General features: G+C 64.7%; 11 protein-coding genes. 1 reads left to right on the plus strand and 10 read right to left on the minus strand.

Annotation, left to right across the window (positions count from 1 at the left end):
* Nucleotides 1-156: 156 nt before the first annotated feature.
* Complete coding sequence (gene typA, locus Azoinq_RS14530; RefSeq protein ID WP_216128166.1) at nt 157-1995, minus strand: translational GTPase TypA; 1839 nt, start codon at nt 1993-1995, stop codon at nt 157-159.
* Between the two features lie 151 nt (nt 1996-2146).
* Nucleotides 2147-2563, minus strand: a complete 417-nt coding sequence (locus Azoinq_RS14535; protein ID WP_216128164.1) for a group II truncated hemoglobin — start codon at nt 2561-2563, stop codon at nt 2147-2149.
* Between the two features lie 59 nt (nt 2564-2622).
* Between Azoinq_RS14535 and Azoinq_RS14540 the strand changes: the two genes are divergently transcribed.
* Nucleotides 2623-3918, plus strand: coding sequence for an EAL domain-containing protein (locus Azoinq_RS14540; RefSeq protein WP_216128162.1), 1296 nt, complete (start codon nt 2623-2625; stop codon nt 3916-3918).
* Between the two features lie 93 nt (nt 3919-4011).
* Here Azoinq_RS14540 and Azoinq_RS14545 read toward each other — a convergent pair whose 3' ends face one another.
* The 8 genes from Azoinq_RS14545 to Azoinq_RS14580 form a co-directional block, all read right to left on the minus strand.
* Nucleotides 4012-6240, minus strand: coding sequence for a YgiQ family radical SAM protein (locus Azoinq_RS14545; RefSeq protein WP_232368634.1), 2229 nt, complete (start codon nt 6238-6240; stop codon nt 4012-4014).
* A 265-nt stretch (nt 6241-6505) separates the two neighbouring features.
* On the minus strand, nt 6506-9511 hold the full coding sequence (locus Azoinq_RS14550; protein ID WP_216128160.1) for a bifunctional diguanylate cyclase/phosphodiesterase: 3006 nt from the start codon (nt 9509-9511) through the stop codon (nt 6506-6508).
* A gap of 202 nt (nt 9512-9713) precedes the next feature.
* On the minus strand, nt 9714-11315 hold the full coding sequence (locus Azoinq_RS14555) for a peptide chain release factor 3 (RefSeq protein WP_216128158.1): 1602 nt from the start codon (nt 11313-11315) through the stop codon (nt 9714-9716).
* Nucleotides 11316-11433: 118 nt separating this feature from the next.
* Nucleotides 11434-13944, minus strand: coding sequence for an ABC transporter permease (locus tag Azoinq_RS14560; protein ID WP_216128156.1), 2511 nt, complete (start codon nt 13942-13944; stop codon nt 11434-11436).
* A gap of 472 nt (nt 13945-14416) precedes the next feature.
* Nucleotides 14417-15250: an NADPH-dependent oxidoreductase gene (locus Azoinq_RS14565; RefSeq protein WP_216128155.1), complete on the minus strand. Its 834-nt coding sequence runs from the start codon at nt 15248-15250 to the stop codon at nt 14417-14419.
* Between the two features lie 359 nt (nt 15251-15609).
* The gene (gene radA, locus Azoinq_RS14570) at nt 15610-16989 is read right to left on the minus strand and encodes a DNA repair protein RadA (protein WP_216128153.1); all 1380 of its coding nucleotides are present in this window, start codon (nt 16987-16989) and stop codon (nt 15610-15612) included.
* 191 nt (nt 16990-17180) lie between these two features.
* Nucleotides 17181-18278 (minus strand): alanine racemase, encoded by a 1098-nt coding sequence (gene alr / locus Azoinq_RS14575; protein ID WP_216128152.1) that lies wholly within the window; start codon nt 18276-18278, stop codon nt 17181-17183.
* Nucleotides 18278-19180: a LysR family transcriptional regulator gene (locus tag Azoinq_RS14580; protein WP_216128151.1), complete on the minus strand. Its 903-nt coding sequence runs from the start codon at nt 19178-19180 to the stop codon at nt 18278-18280. The genes alr and Azoinq_RS14580 overlap by 1 nt, the downstream gene beginning before the upstream one ends.
* Nucleotides 19181-19287: the final 107 nt, after the last annotated feature.

Here is a 19287-nt window from a genome sequence, read left to right on the forward strand (position 1 = left end):
CCCCTCAAGGATAAACCAGGCAAAAGCCAGGGGCACTGATGGGGCTGACGACTCGGCCCACCCAGAAGAAAAACAGGGCCAGGAGCAGCAACCACCCCGCCCGGACCAGGCCCTGGCGGTGACGCCGGCAGAAGTCCAGACAGGGGCGGCAGGTCATTAGTCGAAGCGGGCAGCCCGCCGACGGTCGATTTCCGTCAGGTAGCGCTTGCGCAGACGAATGGTTTGGGGGGTCAGTTCCACCAGTTCGTCATCCGCAATGAATTCGATGGCCGCTTCCAGGGACAGCTCGATGGGGGAGTTCAAACGCACCGCTTCGTCCGTGCCCGAGGCCCGGATGTTGGTGAGCTGCTTGCCCTTGATAGGATTCACCACCAGGTCGTTTTCCCGGGTGTGGATGCCGATGATCATGCCTTCGTACAGCTTGTCCCCGGGCTTAACGAACATCCGGCCCCGATCCTGAAGCTTCCACAGGGCGTAGGCCACCGCTTCCCCGTCTTCCTGGGAAATTAGTACCCCGTTACGCCGTTCGGCCACCTGGCCGTCCTTGATGGGGGCGTATTCGTCGAACACGTGGCTCATTAGCCCCGTGCCCCGGGTCAGGTTCATGAATTCGCCCTGGAAGCCGATCAGGCCCCGGGCCGGAATGCGGTATTCCAGGCGGGTCCGACCCCGGCCATCCGGCACCATGTCTTGCAGGTCGCCGCGGCGCAGGCCCAGGGTTTCCATAACGGCGCCCTGGCTGGCTTCTTCCACGTCCACCGTGAGCAGTTCGTAGGGTTCGCATTCCACCCCGTCGATCACCTTTTTCACCACCCGGGGACGACCCACGGCCAGTTCATAGCCTTCCCGCCGCATGTTTTCCAGCAGGATGGACAGGTGCAATTCGCCCCGACCGCAAACGTCGAACACTTCCGCGTCTTTGGTATCGGAAACCTTCAAAGCCATATTGGTGAGCAGTTCTTTTTGCAGCCGTTCCCGAATCTGGCGGCTGGTGACGAACTTGCCTTCCGTCCCGGCCAGGGGGGAAGTATTCACCATGAATTGCATGGACAGGGTGGGTTCATCCACCTTCAGCAGGGGCAGGGCTTCCGGTTGTTCCGGATCCGTCACCGTAGCGCCCAGCACCAGGTCTTCAATACCGGTAACCTGGACGATGTCCCCGGCCAGCCCCTCTTCCAGGGGTACCCGGTCCAGGCCTTGATAGCCAAACACCTGGCCGATCTTGGCCTTCAGGGGGCTGCGACCGTGTTCGGCCATTTCTTCTTCTGTACCGAACATCACCAGCACTTGTTGGCCGGTCTTGACCCGGCCACGCTTGATGCGGCCCACGCCAATACGACCCACGTAGCTGGAGTAATCCAGGGCGGAAACCTGCAATTGCAGGGGGCCTTCCACGTCCGCATCAGGAGGCGCCACATGGGAAAGAATGGTTTCAAACAGAGGCTTCATGTCTTCCCGGGGGGCGTCCAGGGACATGGCGGCCCAGCCGTTCAGGCCGGAAGCGTAAACAATGGGGAAGTCCAGCTGTTCGTCAGTGGCGCCCAACTTATCGAACAGGTCGAAAGTCAAATCCACGGCCTGGTCAGGCGTGGCGCCATCCCGGTCCACCTTATTGACCACCACGATGGGCTTGAGGCCCAGGGCCAAGGCTTTTTTGGTCACGAAACGGGTTTGGGGCATGGGCCCTTCCACCGCATCCACCAACAGCACTACGCCGTCCACCATGCCCAGCACCCGTTCCACTTCGCCGCCGAAGTCGGCGTGCCCCGGGGTGTCCACGATGTTGATGTGCACGTCGCCGTACTGGACGGCCGTATTTTTAGACAGAATGGTGATGCCCCGTTCCCTTTCCAGGTCATTGGAGTCCATCACCCGCTCGGCCACCTGTTGATTTTCACGGAAAGTGCCGGATTGGCGAAGAAGTTGATCCACGAGGGTGGTCTTACCGTGGTCAACGTGGGCGATGATGGCAATGTTACGAATAGGACGGGACATGCTTTCTCTGAATTTGGCTTAAAAAATGAACATTAAATGATAACACATAGCCCCACTCCCCTGCGGGGAATGACGCACTCTTGACCACAAACCTGGTTTTCCGTTCCTTACCCTGGGCTCCAAGGGGAACTTTCGCCCCAGGACCGGGGACTCAGGGATTGTCCGACGGACCGATGACGATCTTGTTATCCCGATTGCGCATGAAGTCCGCCGTCTTGAAGAAATTCACCCCCAGACGCAGGCGCAGGCCTTCACTCACGTCCATCTCTTCCATGGCCCGGACCATGCATTTGACCCACTGATCCCGTTCCGCCTCCCCGATGGAGAAGGGCAAATGGCGGGCCCGCAGCCGGGGATGGCCAAAGCGCTCCATATAGAGCTGGGGGCCGCCCAGCCAACCGGAAAGAAACCAGAATAGCCGGTTGCGGGCTTCTGACAAATCTTCCGGATGAAGGGAGCGGAGCAGGGCGAATTCCGGCTCCAGGAGCATGAGGTCATAAAACCGGTCCACCAAGGCCCGCAAAGGGGCCTCGCCACCGATCATGTCATAAGGGGTTTGTTCTTCCATAGCCTCGTTCATTCTGCATTACAATGGAGCGCTTTTTTTCACCGACCCGCGGAGCCCACTTGGCCTCAGACCTCGCCCAGACGCCTTTTCCCGGCCAAAGCCTGGAGGAAATTCTCGCCTCCCTCGCCGCTACGCCGGGGGAAGCGGAAGTACGGGCGGGACGTTTCCGGGAATTCACGGTTACCAGCCACTTTCAGCCCATCGTCAGCCTTTCCCACCGGCGCATTGTGGGTTACGAAGGCTTGATGCGCGGCCGGAATGATAGCGGAGCGCCGGTTTCTCCGCTGGATCTTTTGGCGGCAGCCGCCAGCAATTTCAACGACCTGCACTATCTGGACCGGCTTTCCCGGATCGTGCATATGGCCAATTACACCCGTCAGGATAGCGGCAACAACTGGCTATTCCTGAATATGCACCCCCAGGTTTTCCTCCAGTCGCCCCAGGTCCATGACACGGGCTTTCTCCTGGATATTTTCCACGCCCTGAACATTTCCCCCCACCGTCTGGTGATCGAAGTGCTGGAACAGGCGGTTCGGGAAAACGCAGAGTTCGGCCAGGCCGTGGATTTTTTCCGGGAGCTGGGCTGCCTCATCGCCCTGGACGACTTCGGCGCCGGTCACTCCAATTTCGACCGGGTGTGGAGCATCCGCCCGGAAATCGTCAAACTGGACCGTTCTCTCATTCTGCAGGCCGGCCAGGACATCAAGATCCGCCGCACCCTGCCCCAGATCGTTTCCCTGCTCCACGAAGCCGGGGCCATGGTGCTGATGGAAGGGGTGGAAACCAGCGACGAAGCCTATATCGCCCTGGAATCGGACGTGGACTTCGTCCAGGGTTTCCACTTTGGTCACCCGGCCCCCCGCCTAGTGGATGAAAGTACCGCCTCTGCCCAGCTTAACGCAGTCTGGGAGGCCTTTGACCACCGCTGGCAGAAGGAACAGGAAACCTACCACCAGCACATCGCTCCCTACATCAACGCCCTGGGCTACGCCTCCGTGTTGCTGTCCGCCGGGCGCAGCCTGGAAGAATCCTGCCACTCCTTCCTGTCCCTGGAAAACAGCGAATTCTGCTACCTGCTGGACAGCCAGGGGCGCCAGCAGGGCACCAACCTCTGGGGTCAGAATGCGGCGGCCCGGCGGGACATCCGTTTCGCCCCCTTAAGCGACACACGGGGCGCCCGCTGGTCCCGGCGCCCCTATTTCCGCCGCGCCATCGGCAATTTCAGCAAGGTTCAGGTCACCCGCCCCTACCTGTCCATTTCCAGCGCCACCCTGTGCGTCACCCTGTCCTGTAGCTTCAAGGTGGATGGGGAAATCCAGGTGGTGGCCGGGGACATGCGCTGGCCCTACGCCTAGGCAGGAAAGGGCTTTAGGGGCCGGGCTTGGGGCCCTCCCCTACCCTTTTCTTTCCGCACCTCCCCGGGCCTTTTCAGGCCCCAACCTTCCCTGCTAGCGCCCCCGCCCCGTATTGCCCCGCCCCCGGCCAGGGGACCGGCCTCCTGGGGCACCGCTGTGGCCAGTTCCCCCCGTGGTCGAGCGCCCCCCTTTTCCGGCCTTACCGTACCGCTCTCCGCTCCCGCCCTGGGGCTTGTGCCCCGTTGACGCAGGAGAAGGCGCCAGCCGGGGCCGGTGCAGCATATCCGTGTCGCCCCGATAGCCATGGCGTTCCCCGGTGCCCGCCGGTTGGAAGTTGGGAATCAGGTGGCGCTTGCCGTTGCCGATCAGGTCAGCCCGACCCATTTCCTTCAGCGCCTCCCGCAGCAGGGGCCAGTTCTCCGGATCGTGGTAACGCAAAAAGGCCTTGTGCAAACGGCGTTGGCGCCCGGCCCGGGGGGTCTCCACCACCTCGCTCTGCCGCCCCACCCGCTTCAAGGGATTGCGTCGGCTATGCCACATGGTGGTGGCCAGGGCCATGGGGGTGGGCAGGAACGTCTGAACCTGATCCAGGCGGAAGCCATTGCGCTTCAGCCATAGGGCCAGATTGAGCATGTCCTCGTCCTCTGTCCCCGGGTGGGCGGCAATGAAATAGGGGATCAGGTACTGTTCCTTGCCCGCTTCCCGGGAGAAGCGCTGAAACATTTCCTTGAACCGGTCATAGGTGGCGATGCCCGGCTTCATCATTTTGGAAAGGGGCCCGGCTTCCGTGTGTTCCGGGGCGATTTTCAGGTAGCCCCCCACATGGTGGGAAACCAGCTCCTTCACGTATTCCGGGGAGCGCACCGCCAGGTCATAGCGCAGGCCGGAGCCGATAAGCACCCGCTTCACCCCGGGAATGGCCCGGGCCTTGCGATAGAGGCTGATCAGGTGGGAGTGGTCCGTGTTCATGTTTTCGCACACCTCCGGATAGACGCAGGAGAGGCGTCGGCAGGAGGACTCGATTTTCTTGTCCTTGCAGGCCAGGCGATACATGTTGGCGGTGGGGCCGCCCAGGTCCGAAACCGTGCCGGTGAAACCCGGGGTTTTGTCCCGAATTTCTTCGATTTCGTGGAGGATGGATTCCTCGGAACGGCTCTGGATAATGCGCCCCTCATGCTCCGTAATGGAGCAGAAAGTGCAGCCTCCGAAACAGCCCCGCATGATATTGATGGAAAAACGGATCATCTCCCAGGCCGGAATGGGGGCTTCCCCATAGGACGGATGGGGAGCCCGGGCATAGGGCAGGCCGTAAACATGGTCCATTTCCCCCATGGACAGAGGAAGGGGGGGCGGATTGAGCCACACATCCCGCTCCCCGTGGGCCTGGACCAGAGCCCGGGCATTGCCCGGATTGGATTCCAGGTGAAGACAACGGGAGGCGTGGGCATAGAGCACCGGGTCCTCCGCCACCTGCTCATAGGACGGCAGGCGCACCACGGTCTTGGCCCGCAGGGCCTTACGAGCGGCCACCCGGTCGGCGGGGGGCACAAAGTGCAGCGGACGAAGGTCGGCGCCCTCCCCGGCCCCCTCGGCTTGACGACGGAAGGGGGGCTCCTGGGCCGGGCCTTCATCGGACACAGCATAGGGATTGACCGGCGGCGCCACCGGGCCGGGCTGATCCAGACTGGTGGAATCCACCACGGACCAGTCCTCCCCGGGCATCCAGCCCCGGGGCACCATGAAGGCGGTGCCCCGCAGGTCCCGGATTTCCTGGATGGGCACGCCCCGAGCCAGACGGTGGGCCACTTCCACCAGGGCCCGTTCCGCGTTGCCGAAAATGAGCATGTCCGCCTTGGAATCGGGCAGCACGGAGCGGCGCACCTTGTCGCTCCAATAATCGTAATGGGCGATGCGGCGCAGGGAAGCTTCGATGGAGCCCAGGATCACGGGCATGCCCGGATAGGCCTCCCGGGCCCGCTGGGCATAGACCGTGACGGCCCGGTCCGGGCGCTTGTTGGGTTCTGCGTTGGGGGTATAGGCGTCGTCGGAGCGGATTTTCCGGTCCGAGGTATAGCGGTTCACCATGGAATCCATGTTCCCCGCCGTAATGCCGAAAAAGAGATTGGGTTTGCCCAGGCGCTGAAAATCCTTGGCCGAATGCCAGTCCGGCTGGCTGATGATGCCCACCCGAAAGCCCTGGGCCTCCAGGAGCCGCCCCACCAGGGCCACGCCAAAGCTAGGATGGTCGATGTAGGCGTCCCCCGTAATCAGGATCACGTCACAGGAATCCCAGCCCAGGCGCTCCATTTCCTCCCGGCTCATGGGCAGAAAAGGGGCGGTACCGAAACGCTGGGCCCAGTATTTACGGTAGGAAAAAATGGCTTTGGGGGCTTCCTGGGACAACATGGATTCCTGACAAAAAATAGGTGAAACGACAAAACCGCCCCGGGGCGGCGGGGGCGAATCTACACAATCGGGCGGGGAAAGACAAAAGCACCGGCGGAGGCGGCTCCCCAAGGCCCTTTCCGGGAAGGCAAATTAGGCCGCCTACCGGCCCCCCGGGGAAACCTACCCCCAAGAACGGCGGTCAGCGGGCGGCAGCCTGCGCCGCCATGGCTACCCGCAGGGCGGGAATGCGGCTACCCGGCACGGGGCGGCTGCAATAGAAGCCCTGGTATTCGTGGCAGCCGTGGCGGCGCAGGAAGGCCAGCTGGCCTTCCGTCTCCACCCCTTCGGCAATCACCTGGCGATCCAGTTCCCGGGCCATGGCCACCACCATACGCACAATGGCCTCGTCCCCCGGGCTGCGCTCCAGGTCCCGGATAAAGGAGCGGTCGATTTTGATCTTGTCGATGGGGAAACGTTTCAGATAGGCCAGACTGGAATAGCCGGTGCCAAAGTCGTCGATGGCCAGGCGGGCTCCCAGGGTTTTCAGCTCGGCCAGCACCGGAATCATTTTTTCCGGTTCTCCCATCAGCACGCTTTCCGTAATTTCCAGTTCCAGCCAGCGGGGAGCCAGCCCCGAGGCCACCAGAGCCTCCGACACCTGGGCCACCACATCGTTGTCCTGGAACTGGATGGCGGACAAATTCACCGCCATGAGCAGGTTTTCTCCGGATTCCTCCAGCCAGGCCTTGGCCTGACGACAGGCTTCCTTCAGAGCCCAGGCGCCAATGGGGACGATGAGCCGGGTTTCCTCCGCCAGGGGGATGAAGCTGTCCGGCATCACCAGTCCCAGTTCCGGATGCTGCCAGCGGATCAGGGCTTCCACCCCCACCACCCGGCCGGTTTCCAGATCCACCTGGGGTTGGTAATAGAGCACCAGCTCGTTCCGGTCCAGGGCCCAGCGCAAATCGTTTTCCAGATGCAGGCGCTCCGCCATGCGCACATTCATTTCCGGGGCGAAAAACTGGTAGCTGCCCTGGCCCAGGAATTTGGCCTGGTGCATGGCCGCATCCACATTGCGCATGAGCTCGGACGCCGTGGTGCCGTCGTCCGGGAAAAGGCAGATCCCGGCGCAGGCGGAGGCCACCACGTCCGCCGCATCCAGATGCACCGGGCGGGAGAGAAATTCCAGCAGCTTCTGGGCCACCATCTCCACGCTGGCCCCGTCTTCCCGGCTGGCGGTCAATACACCGAACTGGTCTCCTCCCAGGCGCCCCAATACGTCCGTTTCCCCCAGGGCCCGGCGCAGCCGTTCCCCCAGGCGGCGCAGAAGCTGATCCCCCGCTTCGTGGCCGTAGGCATCGTTGATCCGGGCCAGCCGATCCAGGTCCAGCACAATCAGGCCGCCCCGGCGCCCCATGGACAGCCAGTTGTCCAGCAAATGGGAAAAATACAGCCGGTTGGGCAGGGCGGTAAGCTGGTCCAGGTTGGAGAGGGACTCGATCCGGGCCGTATCCGCCCGTTTATCGGAAAGGTCGCTGAGGAACAGCATTTTATGGGTGACCTGATTGCCGTCATCCCGAATCAGGCTGAGGTTGATACGCACCGGGCAATCCCCCCCCTCCCGGCGCCGCACCCAGGCTTCTCCCCGCCAGCCCTCTTCCCGCTCCAGGGTATCGGCCAGGGTAGTCAGCAGGGCGCTGCCCTGGTGGTCCGCCACCAGGCAATCCGGCATCCGGCCGGTGAGGCTGCGGCTATCGTAGCCGGAAAGCTGGGTAAAAGCATGGTTACAGGTACTGATCCGGTCTTCTCCATCCAGCACCAGCATGGCTTCCATGCCGTGGTCAAAAAAGTGGGTGATGAGCCGCTGCCGTTCCTGGGCTTCATAGCGGCTGGAAATATCCCGGGCCACCCCGGCCAGGCCGATGAAATCGCCCCGTTCATCCTTTACCGGAACCCGCACCACCTCGTAGGGACGGCTCCCTTCCCCCAGATCCAGCTGGCGCTCTTCCCGAAATACGCCCCCGAGCCGGTAGGTGGCCTGCTGGCCTTCCCGCAGGGCAGGCCACATGGATTCTCCGAACAGGTCCTTGCCCCGGAGACCTAGCACGGCCTCTTGGGTCTTACCGGCCCGGCGGCAGAACGCTTCATTGACCGCCAGAAAACGGCCTTCCCGGTCTACCAGCCAGGCGGAATCCGGAATGGAGTCCAGGAGGGCCCGGCCCTCCCTTTCCTTTTTCTGGAAGGCCTGGGTCATTTGCATGGCCTGATTTTCGGCCCGCACCAGGCCCCGCAGCCAGACCCAGAACAGGGCCCCCAGGGCCAGGGTGAGGCAGCCCATCAGGCCCAGATAGGCCCCCACCCGGGCGTACCAGGGGGCCAGCACATCGTCCACGTTACGACTGACCACCACCACGAAGGGGGTGCCGGCCACGGAACGGAACGCAAAAACCCGGTGGGAGCCATCCAATATGCCCTGCTGGACAAAGCTGCCGTCCTGTTCCCCCCTGGCCACCCGTTGCAGCACCGGTACATTGGGAAAACGGTGACCCAGCAGGTGGGTCGCTTTAGGCCAGCGCAGCACCAGGCGCTGGTCCAGGCTCCAGATGGAAATGGCGCCCTGATCCATCCCCAGGGATTGATACACCCCTTCGAAATAGGAGAGCTTGATGGAGGACAGGACCACGCCCTGGAAGCGCCCCCGGGAATCGTTGAGGCGACGGGCCAGGGTCATCACCCATTCGCTGCTGACCCGGGAATAAATGGGGGCGGCCATCACCAGCCCGGCTCGGGGATTGTTTTTAAGCCGCTGAAAGTATTCCCGGTCGGCGATATTCACCCCGGTGGCCAGCTCGCCGGAGGCATCGTAACGGTAAATGCCGTTTTCATCCGCCACCCGGAAGCTCAGCACCTGGGGGAAAAGGCCCAGGTTGTGGGTCAGATCCGGCTCAACCTGGGAGCGGGGTGCCCCCGCCGCAATAGGGGACTCATAGCGGCTGACAAAATCCCGGAGCTGGAGATCAATGGTCTGAATGGAAAGCTGGAGATTGCCTTCCAGCACCCGGGCCAGGGTGCTCTGCTGGGCCGCCGACCCGGCCAGGGTTTCTTCCCGGGCGTGGAATAAATCCAGGGCAACCCAGACCAGCAAGCCCAGCCAAAGCAGGCCAACGGTGAAACCGGTGATAAAAAAGGAGCGCCGGGAGCCCATGGGTCGCAAACCCTAGTTATGGATAATCAGGAAGCCATTATACGGGGCATGAGGGCGGGGTAAGCCTTTTGCAACATACGCCGGGGCGGAGCACCAGTATTTACGCCGCCCCGGGGCAGCCCCTCACTCCCACGGAAAAGGCCCCAGGAGAGAGGAAACGGCCCGGCGGGACTAAGCCCGCCCCTCCCCGGCCTATTCCGCTTCAGGCGTCCGCCCCCAGGGTCACGGTCAATTCCCGGGTAGTGTGGAACTGGATCAGGGGAAAACGCTCCTGGGTCAGTTCCAGATTGACCCGGGTGGGGGCCAGGTAAGCCATGCTGCCAGACGCATCCTGGGCCAGATTGGCGCCGTTTTCCCGCTCGAAACGGGCCAGTTCTTCGGGCTGCTCGCAGGTCACCCAGCGGGCCCCGTAGAGGGATTTGGGCTCCAGCAACACTTCCACCCCGTATTCCGTGGCCAGCCGGTGGGCCACCACTTCAAACTGGAGCACCCCCACGGCCCCCAGAATCACCTCATAGCCCGATTCGGGCTTGAAGACCTGGATCGCCCCTTCCTCACCTAATTGTTCAAGTCCCTTATGGAACTGCTTCATTTTTGAGGGATTTTTAGGACGCGCTGCCCGGAACATTTCCGGGGCGAAATAGGGAATCCCGGTGTAATGGAGGGTTTCCCCTTCGGTAAAAGAATCCCCGATCTGGATGCTGCCGTGGTTGAAGAGACCAATGATGTCCCCGGGCCAGGCGTCTTCGATGGTCTCCCGCCGTTGAGAAAGGAAGGCCACCACCTGGGTCGCCCGGATTTCCTTGCCGGTCCGCACCTGCCAGAGTTTCATGCCCCGCTCGAAGTGGCCGGAGCAGACCCGCAGGAAAGCCACCCGGTCCCGGTGGGCCGGGTCCATATTGGCCTGAATCTTGAAGATGAAGCCGGAGAATTTGCTCTCATCCGCCCCCACCATGCGTTCCGAGGTATGCCGGGGCATGGGGGCCGGGGCTTCCGCCACCAGGGCGTCCAGAATTTCCCGGACGCCGAAATTATTGATGGCGGAGCCAAAAAACACCGGGGTCAGGGTACCGTCGAGGAAAGCTTCCTGATCAAAGGTATTGGCCGCCGCCAGGAGTTCCAGATCTTCCTTGAGCTTGGCGATTTCTTGGCTAAACCCGGCCAGGGACGGGTGATCCAGACCATGGACGATTTCCGGGTCCTTGCCCTCCCCGGCCTTGAACAGGGCCACGGTCTGATTGGCCAGGTGATACACCCCCCGGAAGGTCTTGCCCATGCCGATGGGCCAGGTGATAGGGGCGCAGGTGATTTTCAGCACCGATTCCACTTCGTCCAAGAGGTCGAAGGGGTCCCGCACTTCCCGGTCCAGCTTGTTGATGAAGGTGAGGATGGGGGTGGTGCGCAGGCGGCAGACCTCCAACAGCTTGATGGTCTGGGGTTCCACCCCCTTGGCCCCGTCAATAACCATGAGGGCCGAGTCCACGGCGGACAGCACCCGGTAGGTATCTTCCGAAAAGTCCTGGTGCCCCGGGGTGTCCAGCAGATTCACCACATGGTCCCCGTACTCGAACTGCATCACGGAAGAGGCTACGGAAATGCCCCGCTGCTTTTCGATTTCCATCCAGTCCGACGTGGCGTGGCGGCCGCTCTTCTTGGCTTTCACCGTCCCGGCGGCCTGAATGGCTCCCCCGAAGAGGAGGAGCTTTTCCGTCAAGGTGGTTTTACCCGCATCCGGGTGGGAAATAATGGCAAAGGTGCGCCGCCGCTGGGCTTCGGCCGCAATTGCCTGGAGTTCTGCGCTCATGGAGAAAAGGCTTTCGGAAACAGTCAAGGGCCGGGGCGGAAAAGGCCGGGGTCCGGGCGTTCAAGGGGCGGAATTGTACCATTCCGGGCCCCGCCGTCGCCCCTCCCCGTCCCACCCCCTATTCCCCCGCCCGCAGGGCCTCCATGGGCGGCGCCTGGAACAGGGGCCGGGCAAACCAGCTCCCCAGGGCGGCCACCACCAGGGCACCGCCCAGGCTGGCCAGAGGGAAGGCCCATAGGGAGGCCCCGTAGCTCAGGTGAAACACCTCCCGGGCCAGAAGCCAGCCCACGGCCTGGCTGCCCCCGGCAGCGATGAGCCCAGCCAGCCCCCCCACCAGGGCAAATTCCCCGAACACGGCCAAGGACAACTGCCGCCGTCGGGCGCCCAGGGCCCGCAATAGGGCCAACTCATAGCGCCGCTCGTCCCGGGACACGGCCAGGGCGGCATAGAGCACCAGCAGACCGGCGGCCAGGGTGAAGAGAAAAACAAACTGCACCGCCGCCGCCACCTGATCCAGAATGTCCTGCAACTGGGCCAGAATGGCCCCCACATCAATAACCGTGAGATTGGGGAAGGCCTGAACCAGGGCCCCTTCCACCTCGGCCCGGGCAGGGGGCAGATAAAAGCTGGTAATCCAGCTGGCCGGATAATCCTCCAGCACCCCGGTGGGGGTCAGCACAAAAAAATTCACCCGCATGGAATCCCAGGACAGGCGGCGCAGGCCCACCACGGTCACGGCCAGCCGCTCCCCGGCCACGGTAAAGTTGAGCCGGTCCCCCACCCCTAGGCCCAGGGTCTTGGCCAGCCCCTCTTCCAGGGAGGCCACCCCCTTGTCCCCGGGACGAAACCAGCGTCCCGCCCCCTGGCGATTGCCCTCAGGTAGGGTGTCCCGCCAGGAAAGATTGAATTCCCGCTCCACCAGGCGCCGGGCCTGGTCCTCCGGATAGCTGTCTGGAGTCACCGGGCGACCATTCACCGCCACCAGCCGGGCCCGCACCATAGGGGCCAGGGTTACGGGTAAGCCCCGGGCCCGAAGAAAGGCCCCCACCGCCTGACGCTGTTCCGGCTGAATGTTGATAACAAAGCGATTGGGGGCGTCCGCCGGCAGGGCCCGGTGCCAGGACGCCAGCAAATCCCCCCGGGTCACGGTAAGCAACAGCAGGGCGGTCAGGCCCAGGGACAGGGCCACCACCTGGGCCACCGTAGCTCCCGCCCGACGCTCCAGACCCATGAGGGCGTAGCGCCAGCCAAAATGGCCCAGCCCCCCCGGCCCCCGGTGGCGACGCCAGCGGCCCAGGAGGTACAGCAGGCCCCAGGCCAGGGCCCCGTCCACGGCCAGCAGGCCGAGAAAGCCCAGGCTGGCGTAGGCCCCCAGGCGAGGTTCCCCGGCGGCCCAGAACACCAGCCCGGCCAGGGCTGCCAGCCCCAGGCCGTAGGAAGCCAGGGCCCCGGCGGCGGGCGCCCCCAGTTCCCGGCGCAGCACCCGCAGGGTATCCACTCGGCCCAATTGGATCAGGGGGGGCAGGGCGAAGCCAAAGAGCAGCACCAGCCCCGCCGCCAGCCCCTGGAAGGCGGGCACCGGAGACGGGGGTGGCAGGGGCGTGGCCAAGAGGCCCGCCAACAGCCATTGGAGCAGCCAGTGGGCGCCCCACCCCAGGGCCACCCCGGCGAGGGAGCCCCCCAGGCCCAGGAGCAGGAACTGGCCGAGGAAGAGGCCCAGGAGTCGTCCCTGGGTGGCCCCCAGGCAGCGCATGACGGCGCAGGCATCCAGATGGCGTTGCAGATAGCGGCGGGCGGCCAGGGCCACCCCGGCGGCCGCCAGTATCACTGCCAGCAGGGAGGCTAGCCCGAGAAACTGGCGGGCCCGGTCCAGGGCGTTGCGCATTTCCGGCCGGGCATTGCCCCCGTCTTCCAGGTGTTCCCCCCGGCCCAGCCGGGGCAAGGCCCAGGCCCGGTAGGCGGCGATGGGCCCCGGCGGCCCAGCCAGCAGGAGCCGGTACTGCACTCGGCTGCCGGGCTGGATCAGGCCGGTGGCGGGCAAATCCCCCTCATTCATCAGCAGCCGGGGAGCAACGCTGAAGAGGCTCACCCCCCGATCCGGTTCCTGGGTGAGCACCCCGGCCACCCCCAACTGGCTCTGCCCCACCTGGACCCGGGAGCCCGGGGGAAATTCCCGGGCCAGCCGTTCCTCCAGCCAGATTTGGCCGGGAGCAGGAATGGCCCGGGTCTCCCGGTCCGGCGCACCGGGGGCCGGGGCCAGGCGCAGCCGCCCCCGCAGGGGATAGGCCGGACTGACCGCCTTGATTTCCGCCAGCTGGGGCCGGTCGCCCTGGCCCATCAACATACTGGGGAAGGTGGCGCTGCGGGCCTGGATTAAGCCCCGCCGGGCCGCCTCCGCGGCAAAACGGGGGGCCCAGGGATGATCCGCCGTGAGCAGCAGGTCCGCCCCCAGCAGCTGGTGGGATTCCAGTTCCAGGGCCCGCTGTACCCGGTCGGTAAAAAAGGCCACGGAACACAGGCTGGCCACCGCCACCACCAGGGAAGCCGCCAGCAGACCCAGCTCCCCGGCCCGCCAGTCCCGGCGCAGCAAACGCCAGACCAGGCGCCAGAAGGAAAGGGAGGGGGTCATGGGCAGGGCTTTCGGCAAAAGGGGGCGAGGCCGGAGTCGGAGTCGGAGTCGGAGTCGGAGTCGGAGTCGGAGTCGGAGTCGGAGTCGGAGTCGGAGTCGGAGTCGGAGTCGGAGTCGGAGTCGGAGTCGGAGTCGGAGTCGGAGTCGGAGTCGGAGTCGGAGTCGGCTTTAGTATGGGGGTGGGGGCAGGACGGCGGTCCAGCGCTGCCGGGGACCCCGGAGCAGTGGGCCACCTCCCTCCCCCAAAAACCGCCCGGAGAGGGGCGTATTCCCTGGATCTAGGTTTTTACCCCCGCCCCAGCTAGAAACCACGGGCTTTTCAGTCCACGGCCCGGGGAGGATCAAGCCCACCGCCAACTTCCATTCAGCATTAAGGCAAAACCTTATGCCACCTGGCGGTCCGGGGCAAGGCCCGGGAGGGGCGCCCGGGACGGCCTTCACCGGGGATAGGGAATCGCCAGGGCCTCCCCGGCTATTTCAGAGGGAAGCCCTGTCCCCTGAAAAAGTCGGCCAGTTTGTCCCGCCCCGAAAGGCTTTCCGGCCCCTTCACCCGGTTGGCCGAATGGGGCGTCCAGCCTTCCGCCCGGATACCCGCTCCCCGGTAAAAGGCGCTCATGGTGTGGTCGTAATCGGCGATGGCCGCCGCCTCCCCGGCCTCATCCACCCGATAGCGTTCCCGATGCAGTACCGTGGTCTGGGGCAGACGGGGCTTGACCCGGGGCAGCTTGGCCGAATCCGGATAGCCAACGCACAGGCCGAAGACGGGAAAAACATGGGGCGGCAGTTCCAGCTCCCGGGCCACCTCGGGCACCCGGTTGCGCAGGCCGCCGATATAGACCGTGCCCAGGCCCAGGGATTCGGCGGCCACCACCGCGTTCTGGGCCGCCAGGGCCGCGTCGATCACCCCCACCAGGCCCATTTCCAGGGTATCCAGGGCGGCGCTGGGCTGGTCCAAGCGCCGGGCCACCCGTTCCAGACGGGACAGGTCCGCCAGCCAGGCCAGGAACAGGGGACAGGCCGCCACATGGGCCTGGTTGCCGCAATACTCGGCCAGCCGGGCCTTGCGGGCCGGGTCCTGGACCGCCACCAGGCTCCACACCTGGAGATTGGAAGAGGAGGAGGCGGATTGGGCCGCCGCCACCAGGGTTTCCAGGAGGCCCGGCGCCAGGGGATCGGGCCGGAAAGCCCGCACGGAGCGGTGTTCCAGCAGGCTGTGCAACACCTCATTGGTGTCCGGCAGAGGAAACGCGGTGGGCTGGCCGTAACGGGCGCTGAACAGGGGGCGGAGATCGGTATCCGGATGCATGGGCAAGACACTCCAGAAAAATCCGGGGGCCGACACCGGACGAAACACCGGAGGGCCTGCCGGGAGAGATGAAAATCAGGAAGCTATGCTAGCGGAAGGGCGGGATCAGGGGGAGAGGGGTTGGGTTGGGTTGGGTTGGGTTGGGTTGGGTTGGGTTGGGTTGGGTTGGGTTGGGTTGGGTTGAAATCGCCAGGGGGCGGATTCTGGCGGCGGGGCAGCCCCCCAAGCCCAGCGCCCAGGCCACGGGGCCTCTGGAAACGGGAATTAACAAGAATCCCCAGCGCCCCCCTACCTACCTTTGGCCCTACTTTCTTCCGGCCCCAGCCCTGCCAGACCCTACCCCACCCTTTCCCGCTCCGTCAGTCCCCAAAGGCCAGTTGTAACGCCTCTTCCAGCCGGGCCACGCCCTGGACCTCCATGCCTTCCAGGGGCTGGCGGGGCAGATTGGCGGCGGGCACCAGAGCCCGGGTGAAGCCCAGTTTGGCCGCTTCCCGCAGCCGTTCCTGGCCCCGGGGGGCGGGACGGATTTCCCCGGTGAGGCCCACTTCCCCAAAGACCACCAGCTTGGGCGCCAGGGGCCGGTTGCGCAGGGAGGACACCACGGCCAGCAGCACCGCCAGGTCCGCCGCCGGTTCGGAAATTTTCACCCCCCCCACCGCATTGACGAACACATCCTGGTCGTAGCAGCCGATGCCCGCATGACGGTGCAGCACGGCCAGGAGCATGGCCAGCCGGTTCTGCTCCAGGCCCACGGTGAGGCGCCGGGGATTGCCCCCCATGGCCCCATCCACCAGGGCCTGGATTTCTACCAGCAGGGGCCGGGTGCCCTCCTGGGTCACCATGACACAGGAGCCGGGCACATCCTGGGCATGCTGGGAGAGGAACAGGGCGGAGGGGTTATTCACCCCCTTCAGCCCCTTGTCGGTCATGGCGAACACCCCCAGCTCATTCACCGCCCCAAAGCGGTTCTTGAAGGCCCGGATAAGGCGGAAGCTGGAATGGGTATCCCCCTCGAAATAGAGCACCGTATCCACAATGTGCTCCAGCACCCGGGGACCGGCCAGGGCCCCGTCCTTGGTCACATGGCCCACCAGAATCACCGTAATGCCGCTCTGCTTGGCCAGCCGGGTGAGCTGGGCCGAGCATTCCCGCACCTGGGCCACGGAGCCGGGAGCGGAAGTGAGCTGCTCGGACCACAGGGTCTGGATGGAATCGATCACCGCCACCTGGGGCCGGGCCTCCTGCAACACCGCCAGAATGCGCTCCAGGTTAATTTCCGCCAGCAGGGGCAGATCCCCCACCTCCAGTTGCAGGCGCTTGGCCCGCAGGGCCACCTGTTCCCCCGATTCTTCCCCGCTCACATAAAGGGCCCCCAGGGCCGGGGACTGGCGGGTAAGGTTGGCCAGGGCCTGGAGCAGCAGAGTACTTTTACCGATGCCCGGGTCCCCGCCGATAAGCACCACCCCGCCAGCCACCAGCCCGCCCCCCAGGGCCCGGTCCAGCTCCCCGATGCCCGTGGGCAGGCGCACCGCCTCCCGGGCCTCAATTTCCGCCAGGGGCTGGAGCTTGGGGGTGGTGGGGGCCAGGGACTGGAAGCGGTTGTTGGCCACGGGCTTTTCCGCCACGCTTTCCACCAGGGTATTCCAGGCGTTACAGCCCGGGCACTGGCCCTGCCACTTGGGCAGCTGGGTGCCGCACTCGGTGCAGATATAGACGCTTTTTTCGCTTTTTTTCACCATGGGCGGGAGCATACCTCAAGGAATGGGGCCCGGGCGGGCGCCCCCCGGAGGGAGGGCCCGAGGGCGCAACACTCCCCTCCCCGCCCGGCGGACGCCGGAAACGGGAGGGGGAAGAGACAAAGCCTGGGCACCCGGGGCGCCCAAAATCCAGCGTTCCGGCCACCCCCCTGGGGGTGGCCGGAAGGACGGCCTCAGGCCACGTCCGCCTGACCGCCCACGTGGCTCATGGGCACCCGGGGGGCCACGGCGCAGAACAGCTCATAGCTGATGGTGCCGGCGGCACTGGCCACCTCGTCGGCGGGCAGGTCCCCGCCCCACAGGGTCACCTGGCTGCCCACCCCGGCCTGGGGCAGGTCGGTGAGATCGCAGCACAGCATGTCCATGGACACCCGGCCCAGGAGCCGGGAACGGTGGCCATCCACCAGCATGGGGGTGCCGGTGGGGGCGTGGCGGGGATAACCGTCCGCATAGCCACAGGCCACCACGCCGATCCGGGTGGGAGCCTGGGCTTCAAACAGACCGCCGTAGCCCACCCGTTCCCCGGGAGCCAGTTCCTGAACCGTGAGAATTTCGCTTTCCAGACTCATCACCGGCTTGAGGCCTAGATCGGCAGCGGACTGATCCGCAAAGGGGCTGCTACCGTAGAGCACGATGCCAGGCCGGGCCCAGCCCCGCACTGCCTGGGGATGGCGCAACAGGGCGGCGGAATTGGCCAGAGACACGGTGCCCCGCCAGCCCCCCACCAGGGCATCGAAACGCTGGATTTGCCAATCCACGCCCCGGGGATCGTCCGCATCGGCAAAGTGGGTCATGTAGGCCACGTCCCCGATGGCCTTGGCCTGGGCCAGGAAGGCCTGGGCGGCGGGCAGGGTGGCGGCGGTGAAGCCAAGCCGGTTCATGCCCGTATTGAGTTTGATGAAAACCGGTAGCTGGACCGGCAGACCGGCCCCTTCAATGGCTTCCAGTTGATCCAGGCGATGCACCGCCGGGGTCAGGCCGTATTCGGCCAGCACGGGCAGGTCGTCGGCCCGGAAAAAGCCTTCCAGGAGCAGGATGGGATTCTGGATGCCGGCTTCCCGCAGGGCGATGGCCTCGGAAAGTTCCAGCAGGGCGAAGCCGTCGGTAAGATCGGCCAGGGCGGTGGCCACGGGGACCAGGCCATGGCCGTAGGCGTTGGCTTTGACGACGGAAAACAGGCGGGTGTTACGGGCGGCGCCATAACGGCGGGCAACGGAAAAATTGTGACGCAGCGCGTCCAGATCGACGCGTCCGCGAATCGGGCGGGACATCAGGCGAAATACTCCTTGAGTTTTTGTTTGGTGAAATCAACGAAGGTCCGCAGGACCTGGGGATGGAAACGTTCCTGGGGATAAACCAGGGAAAGAGTGCGGGCCAGGGGCGGGTTCAGGGGAATGGCCACCAGCTGGCCTAGCTGGCATTCCTTGGCAAAGCTGGAGCGGGATACCACGGCAAAGCCCAGACCGGTGCTCACCACCCCCTTCAAGGCTTCCGGGCTGCCCAGTTCCATGAGGATGTTCATCCGCTCCGGGGCCAGGCCCGCATTGCGGAAATACTGGTCGGTCAGTTCCCGGGAGCCCGAATCCGGTTCCCGGGCGATGAAAGCGTGGGCCTGGAGGGTTTCCGGGGTGACGGAAGTCTTGCCCGCCAAAGGATGGCCGGGGGCGCAGATGACCTGGAATTCATCCTGACAGCAGACCTCCGCCGCCAGCACGGAAAGATGGACTTCCGTTTCCACCAGCCCCACATCCAGGGAACGCTCGGCCACCCGGTTTTCAATGGTTTCCGAATTGCCCACGGTGAGCCGGGTACGGACCTGGGGATAGGAGGCGTTGAATTCCGCCAGGACCCGGGGCAGCATGAATTCGGCCACGGTGGCGCTGGCCCCCACGGACAGGGGCCCTTCCACCTGATTGGACATTTCCGCCAACCGGGCCTGGAGTTCGGCGTAATCCCCCAGAATGCGCTCCGCGTATTCCAGGGCCAGGCGCCCCGCCGGGGTAAGGCTGATGCGGCCGTGGCCCCGGTCGAAGAGGCGCACATTGAGATGTTCTTCCAGCTGCTTCACCTGAAAGGTCACCGCCGGCTGGGTCATGAACAGGGTTTCTGCCGCCTTGGTGAAACTCAGTTGTTTGGCGACAGCGTGAAATACCTGTAGGCGACGATCGGCCATATGCCCTGGACCCTTTTATTTCCCGGGTCGCTATTCAAGCACAAAAGCGCGCCCCGGGACAGCCTGGAAGGGCCCGGAACCGGGGTCCCTAACAACTTTAAGCCTTT

This window comes from Azospira inquinata (assembly GCF_018905915.1).
Classification (GTDB): domain Bacteria; phylum Pseudomonadota; class Gammaproteobacteria; order Burkholderiales; family Rhodocyclaceae; genus Azospira; species Azospira inquinata.